Origin of the sequence: Lentzea sp. (genome assembly GCF_035525475.1) — a bacterium.
Classification (GTDB): Bacteria; Actinomycetota; Actinomycetes; order Mycobacteriales; family Pseudonocardiaceae; genus Lentzea.
The window spans coordinates 20,188-32,225 of record NZ_DATLEC010000050.1; the positions used below are offsets into that span (position 1 = coordinate 20,188).

The 12,038-nt window shown below is 71.1% G+C and carries 12 protein-coding genes; 9 read left to right on the plus strand and 3 right to left on the minus strand.

Going from position 1 to position 12,038, the window contains the following annotated elements; all coding sequences use genetic code 11:
- Nucleotides 1-46 precede the first annotated feature (46 nt).
- Complete coding sequence (locus VM306_RS08790; protein ID WP_325512858.1) at nucleotides 47-850, minus strand: hypothetical protein; 804 nt, start codon at nucleotides 848-850, stop codon at nucleotides 47-49.
- Nucleotides 851-950: 100 nt separating this feature from the next.
- Between VM306_RS08790 and VM306_RS08795 the strand changes: the two genes are divergently transcribed.
- Nucleotides 951-1,370 carry a cupin domain-containing protein gene (locus VM306_RS08795; RefSeq protein ID WP_325512860.1) on the plus strand — a complete coding sequence of 140 codons (420 nt, stop codon included), beginning with the start codon at nucleotides 951-953 and terminating at the stop codon, nucleotides 1,368-1,370.
- Between the two features lie 44 nt (nucleotides 1,371-1,414).
- Here the strand turns inward: VM306_RS08795 and VM306_RS08800 are convergent, their stop codons facing one another.
- Nucleotides 1,415-3,139 carry an L-aspartate oxidase gene (locus VM306_RS08800; protein WP_325512862.1) on the minus strand — a complete coding sequence of 575 codons (1,725 nt, stop codon included), beginning with the start codon at nucleotides 3,137-3,139 and terminating at the stop codon, nucleotides 1,415-1,417.
- 87 nt (nucleotides 3,140-3,226) lie between these two features.
- Here VM306_RS08800 and VM306_RS08805 point away from each other — a divergent pair, with 87 nt between their 5' ends.
- Nucleotides 3,227-3,823: a phosphoribosylanthranilate isomerase gene (locus VM306_RS08805; protein WP_325512864.1), complete on the plus strand. Its 597-nt coding sequence runs from the start codon at nucleotides 3,227-3,229 to the stop codon at nucleotides 3,821-3,823.
- Here VM306_RS08805 and VM306_RS08810 read toward each other — a convergent pair.
- Nucleotides 3,820-4,182, minus strand: coding sequence for a DUF4406 domain-containing protein (locus tag VM306_RS08810; RefSeq protein ID WP_325512866.1), 363 nt, complete (start codon nucleotides 4,180-4,182; stop codon nucleotides 3,820-3,822). The genes VM306_RS08805 and VM306_RS08810 overlap by 4 nt on opposite strands.
- 48 nt (nucleotides 4,183-4,230) lie before the next feature.
- On the opposite strand from VM306_RS08810, the gene VM306_RS08815 reads away from it, so the two are divergent.
- The 7 genes from VM306_RS08815 (at nucleotide 4,231) to VM306_RS08845 (ending at nucleotide 12,026) form a co-directional block, all read left to right on the plus strand.
- A complete protein-coding gene (locus VM306_RS08815; RefSeq protein WP_325512868.1) occupies nucleotides 4,231-4,971 on the plus strand; it encodes a DeoR/GlpR family DNA-binding transcription regulator in 741 nt (246 codons plus the stop codon).
- Nucleotides 4,972-5,020: 49 nt separating this feature from the next.
- Entirely contained in the window at nucleotides 5,021-6,322 is a 1,302-nt protein-coding gene (locus VM306_RS08820) for a cytochrome P450 (RefSeq protein WP_325512870.1), read from the plus strand.
- Nucleotides 6,323-6,402: 80 nt separating this feature from the next.
- Nucleotides 6,403-7,470 carry an alpha/beta hydrolase gene (locus VM306_RS08825; protein WP_325512872.1) on the plus strand — a complete coding sequence of 356 codons (1,068 nt, stop codon included), beginning with the start codon at nucleotides 6,403-6,405 and terminating at the stop codon, nucleotides 7,468-7,470.
- 145 nt (nucleotides 7,471-7,615) lie between these two features.
- Nucleotides 7,616-9,331 carry a S8 family peptidase gene (locus tag VM306_RS08830; RefSeq protein ID WP_325512874.1) on the plus strand — a complete coding sequence of 572 codons (1,716 nt, stop codon included), beginning with the start codon at nucleotides 7,616-7,618 and terminating at the stop codon, nucleotides 9,329-9,331.
- Nucleotides 9,332-9,398: 67 nt separating this feature from the next.
- Nucleotides 9,399-10,040 (plus strand): hypothetical protein, encoded by a 642-nt coding sequence (locus VM306_RS08835; protein WP_325512876.1) that lies wholly within the window; start codon nucleotides 9,399-9,401, stop codon nucleotides 10,038-10,040.
- A 16-nt stretch (nucleotides 10,041-10,056) separates the two neighbouring features.
- Nucleotides 10,057-10,962 (plus strand): LysR family transcriptional regulator, encoded by a 906-nt coding sequence (locus tag VM306_RS08840; RefSeq protein WP_325512878.1) that lies wholly within the window; start codon nucleotides 10,057-10,059, stop codon nucleotides 10,960-10,962.
- Between the two features lie 68 nt (nucleotides 10,963-11,030).
- Nucleotides 11,031-12,026, plus strand: a complete 996-nt coding sequence (locus tag VM306_RS08845) for a YeiH family protein (protein ID WP_325512880.1) — start codon at nucleotides 11,031-11,033, stop codon at nucleotides 12,024-12,026.
- Nucleotides 12,027-12,038: the final 12 nt, after the last annotated feature.

Here is a 12,038-nt window from a genome sequence, read left to right on the forward strand (position 1 = left end):
GCCACCAGAAGGGCATGCCCGGTGATCGTCGCGAGACGGCGCGGCGTTAGCCCCGGAACGCCCGGTGCAGCACGACCCACACCTCGCCGGGGCGTTCCACCGCCGCGGGGAACCAGCCGGGCGCGATGGCCTCGGCCAGGTCGTCCGCGCGGTCGAGCAGCGTGCTGACGGCGGGTTCGCCGACGACGACCAGCGCCGACCAGTCGACGTGGGCCAGCAGGAAGTCCTGCGTGACGCCGAACCGCTGTTCCAGCACGGTCATCAGCTCGTGCCCGGTGTCCGGACCGGCGTCGGCCTCGCTGACGTCCGGCACCTCGGCCACCTCCGGGACGGCCTCGCGCGCGTCCTCGTAGGTGTCCTCCTCCTCGTCGTGGTACTCGGACCACACGTGCTTGCTGAGCGAGTAGATGCTCGACGTCAGGTCGTTCGCCTGCTCCTCGTCGAGGATCAACGTGACCGAGCGCCCGTCGGTGAGCGTGAACGTCAGCTCCGCCTCCGGCACACCGCCCGACCCCGGCACGGCGTCGACGTTGCCGGCCACCTCACCGGTCAGCACGTGCTCGGCGTGGGTCTCGGCGCCCATGCGGAACGACGGCAGGTTCGCGGCCATGTCGACGACGAGCCGGGCGGCGGTGAAGAACGCCTCCTTGTCGCGGAACTCCTTGCGGCTGCTGGTGAGCGTGCGGCCGATGCCGGTCGGGTCGACGCGGGCCTCGACCACGCCCGCCTCACCGTCCCACCGAGCGTGGACCGTGATGCCGTTGGCCATGCGCTTGCGGTAGTTCTCGTGGCGGCCGTCGCGGGACAGCTCCCACCCGGCGACCGACTCCGGCCAGTTCTCGTCGGACAACGGCGTTCCTCTCCGGCGGCGACGCGCGGTTCGACGCACGCGGGAGGAAGATCGTTCCGGCTCGTGTCACACGCCGGTGGGCTGTCCGGTCTTCACTGACATGAGCCTTGAACAGCATGTGGACAGGAGCGGCCCGCCGCCGCGGATCGAGGTCATCGGCACCGTGCCGGGAGCGCCGCAGATCCCGGACGGCGCCGAGGCGATGACGATCCTCGTGACGCTGCCGCCCGGCAGCCCCGGCGCGCCGCCGCACCGGCATTCCGGCCCCGCGTACGGCTACGTCGTGAAGGGCGCCATCGTCTTCGAGCTCGAAGGCGAGCCGGAGCGGGTCGTCCACGCGGGCGGGACGTTCTGGGAGCCGGGCGGAGACGTCATCCACTACCAGGACGGCAACCACCTCGACGACGAGGAATCCGCTTTCGTGGTCACGATGTTCTGCGCACCCGGTCAGCCGATGCTGACGGTCGTGGAGCCGGACGAGCTGAAAGCGCGCGAGCACCGGCGGGCACCGCGGCCGTGACGGGCGAGGGGGCGGGAACCGCGCGGTTCCCGCCCCCTCGGCGTTCACTCGACCAGCTTGCCGGCCGTGTCGACGTCCCTCATCAGCGACGCGATCTCCTCCGGCACGGCGGGAATCCCCTCCCGCTCGATCCTGCCGGGTCCGGTCCACACGAGGTTCACCTGCTGCGCCGGATCGAGGTCCGGGAAGTCCGACCGGTTGTGGCAACCCCGGGTCTCCCGTCGTTCCAGCGCGCACTCCAGGGTGGCGCGGGCCGACATCGCCGACGCCAGCAGGTCGAAGGCGTGGGCGAGGTCCTGGAAACCGGCGAGGTCCGGGTGCACACCGACGTCGCGGATCCGGGCTTCGAGCTCGTCCAGCTCCGCGAGTCCCTTGCGCAGGCCCGTTTCGTCGCGCACGACGCCCGCGTGCTCGGTCATCGTGTCGCGCAGCGAGCGTTGCAGGGCACGGACGTTCTCCGGACCGTCGGCGTTGAGCACACCGTCCACTTCGGACCTTGCTTCGGCCAGCGCGCTGCGCGAACGTCGCTGCGCTTCCAGCGCGGCGGAGTACTCGGCGGCCGCCTCGCCGACGATGCGCCCGTACACCAGCAGCTCGATGAGCGAGTTGCCGCCGAGCCGGTTCGCGCCGTGCAGGCCGCTGGACGCCTCGCCGATCGCGTACAGGCCCTCCACGCCCGTCGAGTGGTCGGCGGGCGACACCCACACGCCGCCCATCGAGTAGTGCGCCGTCGGCGCGATCTCCACGGCCTCGCGGGTGATGTCCTTCATCTGCAGTTCGAGCAGCGTCTGGTACACCCTGGGCAGCCGGCGCATGATCTGCTCGCGCGGCAGGTGCGAGACGTCCAGCCACACGCCGCCGTTGGGGGTGCCACGGCCTTCCTTGATCTCGGTGTACGCGGCGAGCGCCACTCTGTCGCGTGTGGACAGTTCCATGCGCTGCGGGTCGTAGCGGGCCATGAACCGCTCCCCGTCCGCGTTCATGAGGATGCCGCCCTCGCCGCGTGCGGCCTCCGACACCAGGGTCCCCGCCGCGTTCTCGGGTTCGAGCAGGCCGGACGGGTGGAACTGCACCAGCTCGGGGTCCCGGATCCGGCCGCCCGCGAGCACGGCGAGGCGGAACGAGTCGCCGGTGTTCTCGTCACGCCGGGAGGACGTGCGGCGCCAGATCCGGGTGTGCCCGCCCGCGGCGAGGATCACGGCGTCGGCGTGGAAGACGTGCCGTGTGCCGGTGTTCAGGTCGAACCCGTACGCGCCGAACACCACGTTGTCCCGCACCAGGATCCGCGTGATGTAGCACGAGTCGTGGATCGGGATGTTCAGCTGCGCGGCCCGGTTCACGAGCGTGCGCTGGATTTCCAGACCTGTGTAGTCGCCGGCGAACGACGTGCGGCGGAACGTGTGCGCGCCGAAGAACCGTTGCGAGATGCGACCGTCCGTCTCCCGCGCGAACGGCATGCCCCACCGTTCGAGGTCGGCGATGCCGCGCGGCGCCTGCTCGGCGACGATCCGCACGATGTCGGGGTTCGCGAGGAGGTAGCTCTCCTTGATGGTGTCGGCAGCGTGCTGCTGCCAGGTGTCTTCCTCGTCCATGGTGGCCAGCGCCGCGTTGATGCCCCCGGCGGCGAGCGCGGTGTGCGCGTCGGCCCTGGGGCGCTTGCCGACGACCAGCACGTCGACCCCGCGCTCGGCGAGCTCGATGGCGGCGCGCAGTCCCGCGCCGCCCGTGCCGATCACCAGTACCGAGGTGGCTGTTCGGTGCTCTGTCATCGCGGCCTCCGTTGCCCGTGTCCCTACAGGTAGGACCGGGTAGCGCCGCGATTCGTGACTGTTGGCCGCGACACTAGACTGGGTGCCGTGTTCGTGAAGCTGTGCGGCCTGCGCACCGAGTCCGATGTCGCCGTCGCGGTCGAGACCGGGGCCGATGCCGTCGGTTTCGTGCTCACCACCAGCCCGCGCCAGATCGACGTGGACCTCGCACGCACTCTCGTCGCGGCCGTGCCGGACCACGTGCTGACCGTCGCCGTCGTGCGTGGCATCGCAGCCGCCGAAGCCGGCGAGTTGGCCTTGAAGACCGGCGTCCGCGCGTTGCAGCTGCACGGCGACTACCCCAAGGAAGCGTTCGACGAGCTGGCCGGTCGGCCGTTCCAGCTGGTCAGGGCCACCGCCCTCGGGCCGGGCACGGACGTGCGCACCGGCGCGTTCGGCGAAGAACTGCTGCTGATCGACTCGCCGGTCGCCGGGTCCGGTGAGCAGTGGGACATCACGAGGCTCGACGAGAAGCGCCCGTCGGGCAGGTGGGTGCTGGCGGGCGGGCTGGCCCCGGAGACGGTCGCCGGTGCGATCAGCGCCGCCCGGCCGTGGGGCGTCGACGTGTCGAGCGGCATCGAGTCGAGCCGCGGCGTGAAGGACCACGGCCGGATGCGCGAGTTCGTCGCCGCCGCGCGAGCCTAGGCCGCGCGGTATCCCGGGATCTCCTCGACCCGTTCGTACACGGGCAGCCCACGCTCCCGTGCCATCCGCACGTCCTCGTCCGCGCCCGTCGACTCGCCCGGCAGCCGCAGCACCGCGTCGCAGTGCCGGAGCAGCCGTTCCGCGGTCGGGTACATGATCTCCGACGCGATCGGGTCCGCGGGTGACGAGCCCCCGGCGCCGCGCAGCACCGGCAGGGCCACCCACTCTCCGATCATCGGCACGTGGCCGCTGCGGAAGATCGGCCACGCCGCCTCCTCCAGCCGTTCGAGGTTGCGCGCCATCAGGGCCGGGTCGTCCCCCGTGCCCGAGCGGTAGGGGCCCGCGATCAGAATCAACATGCCGCGACCATAATATGCAAGACTCGGCAAAAACAAGGAGAAACGTGCATGCTTGCCGCCCAGCGCCGTGACCTGCTGCTCGAACGCCTGCGCACGGACGGCCGGATCGTGGCCAAGGACCTCGCCGTCGAAGTCGGCATCTCCGAGGACACGATCCGGCGTGACCTGCGTGATCTCGCGGCGGCAGGGCTGTGCCAACGCGTGTACGGCGGCGCACTGCCGGTATCCCCCGCTATCGCCGACTACGCGACACGTCAGGGCGTTGAGGTCGATGGCAAGCAACGGGTCGCACGGGCGGCGGCCGCGTTGATCGCGCCAGGCAGCACCGTGATCCTCGACGGCGGCACGACCACTCTCGCCGTGGTGCGCGCGCTACCGCTGGACCTCGAAGCCACGGTCGTCACGCACAGTCCGACGATCGCGAGCGCGTTGGAGGAGCATCGGAGCGTGGACGTCTATGTGATCGGCGGACGCCTGTTCAAGCATTCGATGGTCGCGTGTGGCGCTGCTGCTGCCGAAGCCGCACGGGGTGTGCACGCCGACGTGTTCCTGCTCGGCGTCACGGGCGTGCATCCCGAGGCAGGCCTCACGACCGGCGACGCGGACGAGGCCGCGATGAAGCGCGCGCTCGCGCGTCAGGCGGCCGACACCTACGTGCTGGCCAGCTCCGAGAAGATCGGGACGGCGTCGCGGTTCTCGGTGCTGCCGTTCGCCGAGGTCGCCGGGATCGTCACGGACTCGGACACCGAGATCGTGCGGAACCTCGAGGTGCCGGTCATCCCGGCGTGAGCACTCGGCGACATTGACTCGGAGCGGCGTACCGGTCACGCTGCGAACCGTGACGAGCCTGGCTGATCAGCACGTCAAACCCGCGGTGCGCTGGGGCATCGGCCACGCACTGCCGCGCACGGTGCTGCGCGTGGCCGCCCGCCGCGGCGACCTGCAGGGCCGCATCACGGTCGAGGCCACCACCGGCGCCGACCTGACCGGCCTGTTCGACGAGATCCGCTCCCGCGGCCCGCTCGCCGCGACGCAGGTCGGCCACACCACGACCCGGCACGAGGTCGTCAAGGCCGTCCTGTCCGACGACTCCTTCGTGACGGCGCGCCCGCGGTTCGGCGCCGGCATCCTCGGCAAGCTCGCCGCGTGGTCGGACACGGACGTGATGCACCCCGTCCGCCCGCCGTCACTGCTGGCCGTCGAGCCGCCCTCGCACACCCGCTACCGCAAGCTCGTCACCCGCGTCTTCACCGCCCGCGCCGTCGAACAGCTGCGCGCCCGCACCCAGGAGATCGCCGACGAGCTGCTCGACGACCTCGACCCTGCCCGCCCCGCCGACCTGATCGAGACCTACTGCGGCCTGCTGCCGGTCACCGTGATCAGCGAGATCCTCGGCGTGCCGCCCCGCGAACGCGCGACCGTCCTGGCCCTCGGCGCGGCGGCGGCGCCCAGCCTGGACCTCGGCCTGTCGTGGCGCGTGTTCCGCAGCGTCGAGACCACGCTGAGCACGTTCGACGCCTGGCTGAGCCACCACATCGACACGTTGCGCCGCGATCCCGGCGACAACCTGCTCAGCCGCCTGATCACCGCCCGCGAGGACGGCGAGGGTCTCACCGAACGCGAGCTCAAGGCCACCGCGGGCCTGGTGCTGGCCGCCGGTTTCGAGACCACCGTCAACCTCCTCGGCAACGGCATCTCCCTGCTCACCGGGCACCCCTCCCAGCTCGAAGCCGCCCGCACGCGCCCGGAACTGTGGAGCAACGCCGTCGACGAGGTCCTGCGCTTCGACCCGCCGGTCCTGCTGACCGGCCGCATGTGCGCCCGCGACACGACGGTCGCCGGCGTCCCGGTCCGCCGCGGCCAGCTCGTCACCACGGTGCTCGCGGGCGCCAACCGCGACCCCTCCGTCTTCGAGAACCCGGCGGCGTTCGACGTCACCCGCCCGAACGCGCGCGACCACGTCTCGTTCGGCGCGGGCCGGCACTACTGCCTCGGCGCCCAGCTCGCCCGCATGGAGGGCGAGATCGGCCTGCGCACGATCTTCGAGCGCTTCCCGGACCTGCGGCTCCTGCCCGGCGCGCGCCGCCGCCCGACCCGCATTCTGCGCGGCTTCGAAAGCCTGCCGGCCACCCTCGGATAAGCCCTGCTCACACCCACCGGCCACCGATGGCCGGTCGCCTGGCCTGTCCACGCACGCCCGCGAGCACCACGATCCGGACCATGTCGATCCGACTCCGCACCGCAGCCGAACGCGGAACCATCCTCCTGACCACCCTGACCATCGCCCTGGTGCTGTCCAGCCCGTACGTGCGGGCCGCCGAGCCCGCGCCGCCCCGGTTCGCCGACGGCTTCGGCCTCACCGTCACGGACCAGCCGCGGTGGGTGGACGGCAACCACCGCACGTTCGTCTTCAGCGTCGCCACGGACCAGGTGCCTGCCCCGACCCTGCTGGCAGGCCAGGAACCCGGCAAGCACAAGATCGTCGTCACCCTGCCGGCCACCTACGACCCGAGCGCGCGCTATCCCGTGCAGTACTACCTGCACGGGCACCCCGACCGTCCCGACGCCGCGTGGAACCAGCGCGTGGTCGAGAACGCGACCAGGGACGTCGGGCTGATCACCGTGCAGCCCAACGGCAGTGGCCGCGGCTGGTACTCGAACTGGGTCAACCCCGGCGCCGCGGGTCCGCAGAACTGGGAGACCTTCCACCTCGACCAGGTGATCCCGTTCGTCGACGCCAACCTGAACACGATCGCCACCAGGGCCTCGCGGGCGATCGTCGGGCACTCGATGGGCGGCTTTGGCGCGCTCCACTACGCCGAGCACCGTCCTGACCTCTTCAGCGCCGCCGGCAGCTTCTCCGGTGGCCTCGACCTGCGGAACTCCGAGATCCGCGCGGCGGTCACCGCCACGCTGGTCAACCCCGCCTCCGGCACGCCGACGGTCGGCGTGGACGCGATCTTCGGGCCGCCGGTCTGGCCGTTCGACGGCGTCTGGAACGCCCAGAGCCCCGCCCACCACGTCGCATCGCTGAGGGGCATGAAGATCGCGCTGTACACCGGCAACGGCGGCGACCTGACCGTCAACCCGATCCAGGCCGTGCTGGAGAACCGGGCCAGGGAGACCGCCCTGACCACCGCCACCAACCTCACCGCGGCGAACATCCCGTTCCACCTCTCCGACTACGGCGACGGCAGCGGCTGGGCACCGGGCTGCACGGGCAAGCACGCCGAGGAGCCGTGCGTGCAGGCCGACATGAACCACTTCGTCCGGCTCCTGCACGCCTGACGTGCGACGTTCGACGTGAGCCGAACGGGGCATTTCTCGGATCGCGCGTCCTGAATCCCCCGCGACCTCCTCCATTACAGGCGACGGGCCCCTGCACCCGCGCATCACGCGCGGGCATCGCCCGCTAGGAAGTGTTGGAGGAACAGTGTTTCTGCGTTCACGTTCACGCCTGCGCACCGCGGCCATCGCCGCGGTCGTGGGCGCCGGCGTCCTGACTGCGGCGACCCCCGCCGCCGCGGCGCCTCTCGCGGGCACACGCGCGTACCTGGTCATCACGGCGCCGGGAGCCACGGCCGGAGCCACCCAGGCGATCGCGAGCAACAGCGGCACGGTGTGGAGCACCTACGACGCGATCGGCGTTATCGTCGCGCACTCGGGTGCGACCGATTTCGCGACGAAGATGCGTGCGGTCAGTGGCGTGCAGAAGGTCGGCGCCACGCGCACGTCGGACATCCCTGCCGAGGCGGCCAACCCGCCGATCCCGGCCGCGCCCTCGCAGGCGACGCCGGCGACGACCGAGCCGTTGCGCACGGACATGACGCAGATCGGCGCCGACAAGGCGTGGGCGGTCAACCAGGGCACGCCGAACGTCACCGTCGGCGTGCTCGACACGGGCGTCGACGACCTGCACGACGACCTCAAGAACAACTTCGACGCGGCCAACTCCGCCTCGTGCGCCTACGGCAAACTCGACACGCGCACCGGGTCGTGGCGGGACACGGACACGCACGGCACGCACGTCGCGGGCACGATCGCGGCGGCCAAGAACGGTCGTGGCATGGTGGGTGTCGCGCCTGGCGTGAAGATCGCCTCGGTGCGCATCGCGGAGAAGCCGAGCGGGCTGTTCTTCGCCGAGAACACCATCTGCGCCATGGTCTTCTCCGGTGACCGCGGCTTCGAGGTCACCAACAACAGCTACTACACCGACCCGTGGCTGTTCAACTGCCCGGACAACGCCGACCAGGACGCGATCCTGGAAGGCGTGAAGCGGGCCGTGGCGTACGCCGAGGGCAAGGGCGTGCTGAACGTCGCGGCGGCGGGCAACGAGAACTACAACCTCGCGAGCAAGACCCGTGACACGACCAGCCCGAACGACTCCACGCCGGCGCAGCGCACCATCACGAACTCGTGCCTGAGCGTGCCGACCGAGGTCTCCGGCGTCGTCAGCGTCGCGTCGATCACCTCGACGAACGGCAAGTCGTCGTTCTCCAACTACGGCACCGACAAGATCCACGTCGCGGCGCCCGGCGACAGCGTCTACTCCACGGTCCCCGGCGGCCTCTACGGCTCCAAGTCCGGCACGTCGATGGCCTCCCCGCACGTCGCGGGCGTGGCGGCACTGCTCAAGTCGGCCAACCCGACGGCCACCCCGGCCGGTCTCCGTGCCCTGCTCGCCACCCAGGCGGACGACCTGAGCTGCACGGACAGCCGGTGCGCCGGCACGACGGCCAAGAACAACTTCTTCGGCGAGGGCCGCGTCGACGCGCTCGCCGCCGTCGGCGCCGGCACGCCTCCCGGCCCCTCGTTCGAGAACACCGCCGACGTCGCGATCCCGGACGCCGGCGCGGCCGTCACCAGCCCGATCACGGTCTCCGGCGTCACGGGCAACGCTCCCGCGACGCTCAAGGTCGACGTCAGCATCGTCCACACCTACCGGGGTGACCTGGTCATCGACCTGATCGCCCCGGACGGCACGGCGTACCGGCTGAAGGCCTCCAACGGCGACTCGGCCGACAACGTCGTGGCGACCTACGCGGTCAACGCGTCCAGCGAGGTCGCGAACGGCACCTGGAAGCTCCAGGTCCAGGACGTCGCGAGGCAGGACACCGGGTACGTCGACTCGTGGAAGCTGACTTTCTGACCGGCATTCGGACGAAAGTCGGCCGGCACGGCTAACTCAGGTCCCCACCTGCAGCGATAGCAGTAACGTGGAACCCGACCTGTGGTCGATGGCCTCGCAGGCCCTCGACGAGCACGAGCACGACCTGGTTCTGGCCCGGCTGGCGGGTGCCGTCGTCCAGCCGGGCCAGACCGCGCGCCTCGCGAGGGGTGAGCGCGACGTGGTGTTCCTGCTGCCCGACCGGCTCGTGCTGGTGCGGCCCGACCCGTTCTGGTCCGGCTCCTACGAGCGGACCGCGATCATGCGCATCATGCTCGCCGCCGGGCACGTCCAGTTCGACGTGACCGGCGGTGACAGCGTCGAGTTCTGGATCGACGCCGACCTCTCCCCCGCCGAGCCGTTCATCGAGCAGGCGCGGACGTGGCTCTCGCCGAAGAAGACCTCGTCGGGTGGCGCCGCCATCGCGTTCGGCCTCTCGATCGTCGTGGCGCTGCTCTTCGTCTTCGGGCCCGTGGACCTGATGCCGCAGGACGACCGGCTCACCATCCGGTCGAGCTGCGACGACTTCCTGCGGGCGGGCGGCGACGAGCAGGTGGAGGTGCTCCGGCGGCTCTTCGGGCAGGTCGGCCGGCAGGACGAGGCGGAGGAGCCGATCACGCTCGACGCCTCGCGCCGGCACTGCGGCGAGCACGGGTCCTCGACGCTCGGCTCGCTCGTCACCGGGAGATGAGACCTACAGTGCCGGTATGTTCGACACCCGGCAGCTCGAGGTCTTCGCGACGGTGGCCAGGACCGGCTCCTTCAGCGCGGCCGCACGTCAGCTGCACTGCAGCCAACCGGCCGTGAGCCAGCAGATGCGCGCGCTGGAGCGGCAGGTGGGCGGGCCGTTGTTCGTGCGCACGGGCCGCGGGCTGCACCTCACCGAGGCCGGGCGGATCCTCGCGGAACGGGGGTCGAGCCTGCTCGACCAGCTCGCGACGACCCACCAGCAGGTCAGCGCGATCGCGACGCACGACATCGGCACCATCCGCATCTGCGCGTTCCCCAGCGCCAACGTCGCGCTCGTGCCCGCCGCGGCGGCGATCCTGGCGGGGGAGCGTCCCCACCTGCGCCTGGAGCTGGTCGAAGAGGAACCGCCGGACTCGTTCGCGCTGCTGCGCCGCGGCGAGGTCGACCTGGTGATCAGCTTCAGCTACCAGGACGAGCCGCAGGACGAGACGGCGGTCACCGGGATGCTGCGGGTGCCGTTGCTGCGGGAACCGCTCGCGTTGCTCGTCCCGGCCGGGCACCGGCTCGCCGGCCGCGGTCGGGTCTCACTCGCGGAAACCGCGGAGGAACGCTGGATCGCCGGTTGTGTCCGGTGCCAGCGCGCCGTGCACCAGGCGTGCGCGGCCGCCGGGTTCGTTCCCGACATCACCTGCTCCACCGACGACAACCTGGCGATCCAGAGCCTCGTCACGGCCGGGCTGGGCGTGGCGCTCGTGCCGCGGCTGCTGCTGTCGTTCCTGCAGCACCCGGGCCTGACGGCGGTCGACGTGGAGTCGTCGGCGGAACGGCTCACGGCCCTCTACACGTGGCCCGACCTGATCCGTCTGCCGATCATGCGGGCCACCGTGGACGCGCTCATCTCGGCCTCGGCCGCGAAGGCATAAGCGCGCCTTATACGTCTCCAAGAGATGGCCCTCTACTGCGCATAGGCCGCGGCCGCCACCGTGGGGTCATGGGGATCACCAGGACCACTCCGCGCACAACCGGCTCGGTGCTGCCCGGACTCGTCCTCGTCGGTGGTGGCGTCGCGATCGCGATGATCGTGTCCCTGGTGCAGCCCTCGGTCAGCGCGCTGACCGTCGCGGTGCTGCTCGGCGCGGTGGTGGCCAACGTCGTGACGCTGCCGCCGTCGGTCGCTCCCGGCATCAAGCTCGCCGGCCGTCGCATGCTGCGTCTCGGTGTCGTGCTGCTCGGGCTGAAGCTGGTCTTCCAGGACGTCCTGAAGCTCGGCTACGAGATCCTGGTGCTCGCGGTCGTGGCCGTGGTCGTCACGTTCGTGGTGACGCGGTGGCTCGGCCGGGTGCTCGGGGTCAGCGAGGGTCTGTCGTTGCTGATCGCGACCGGGTTCTCGATCTGCGGCGCCTCCGCGGTCGCCGCGATGAACAGCGTGCGCGAGCAGGACGAGGAGGACGTGGCCAAGGCCCTCGGGCTGGTCACCCTCTTCGGCACGATCGCGATGTTCAGCCTGCCCGCGCTGTACTCGCTCACCAGCCTCTCCCCCACGCAGTACGGGGTGTGGGCGGGCGGCAGCGTGCACGAGGTCGCGCAGGTCGTGGCCGCCGCCGGACCCGTCACCGGCGCGTTGGCCATCGCCGTGGCGGTGAAGCTGACGCGAGTGGTGCTGCTCGCGCCGATGCTCGCCGCGGTGAGCTTCGCCGAACGGCTCAAGTACCCGACCACTGGGCAACGCCCGCCTCTCGTGCCGTTGTTCGTGATCGGTTTCCTCGCGATGGCGGCGGTGCGCGCGACCGGCCTGCTGCCGGACGTCGTGCTGACGACGGCGACGTTCGTGGACAACGTGCTGCTGGCGGCGGGCATGTTCGCGCTCGGCACCGCTGTGCGCCTGCGTTCTCTGATGCGCTCCGGTCCGGCGGTGTTGCTGCTGGGCCTGCTTTCCACCGTGGTGATCATCGTCCTGGTGCTGACGGGCACGGTGTTGATCGGCTGATCTCCGTTCCCC

Excerpts from the sequence above, each read along its gene's own strand:
- VM306_RS08795 (WP_325512860.1), top strand. The coding sequence starts at position 951 with ATGAGCCTTGAACAGCATGTGGACAGGAGCGGCCCGCCGCCGCGGATC.
- VM306_RS08800 (WP_325512862.1), bottom strand. The coding sequence starts at position 3,139 with ATGACAGAGCACCGAACAGCCACCTCGGTACTGGTGATCGGCACGGGC.
- VM306_RS08810 (WP_325512866.1), bottom strand. The coding sequence starts at position 4,182 with ATGTTGATTCTGATCGCGGGCCCCTACCGCTCGGGCACGGGGGACGAC.
- VM306_RS08815 (WP_325512868.1), top strand. The coding sequence starts at position 4,231 with ATGCTTGCCGCCCAGCGCCGTGACCTGCTGCTCGAACGCCTGCGCACG.
- VM306_RS08825 (WP_325512872.1), top strand. The coding sequence starts at position 6,403 with ATGTCGATCCGACTCCGCACCGCAGCCGAACGCGGAACCATCCTCCTG.
- VM306_RS08840 (WP_325512878.1), top strand. The coding sequence starts at position 10,057 with ATGTTCGACACCCGGCAGCTCGAGGTCTTCGCGACGGTGGCCAGGACC.
- VM306_RS08845 (WP_325512880.1), top strand. The coding sequence starts at position 11,031 with ATGGGGATCACCAGGACCACTCCGCGCACAACCGGCTCGGTGCTGCCC.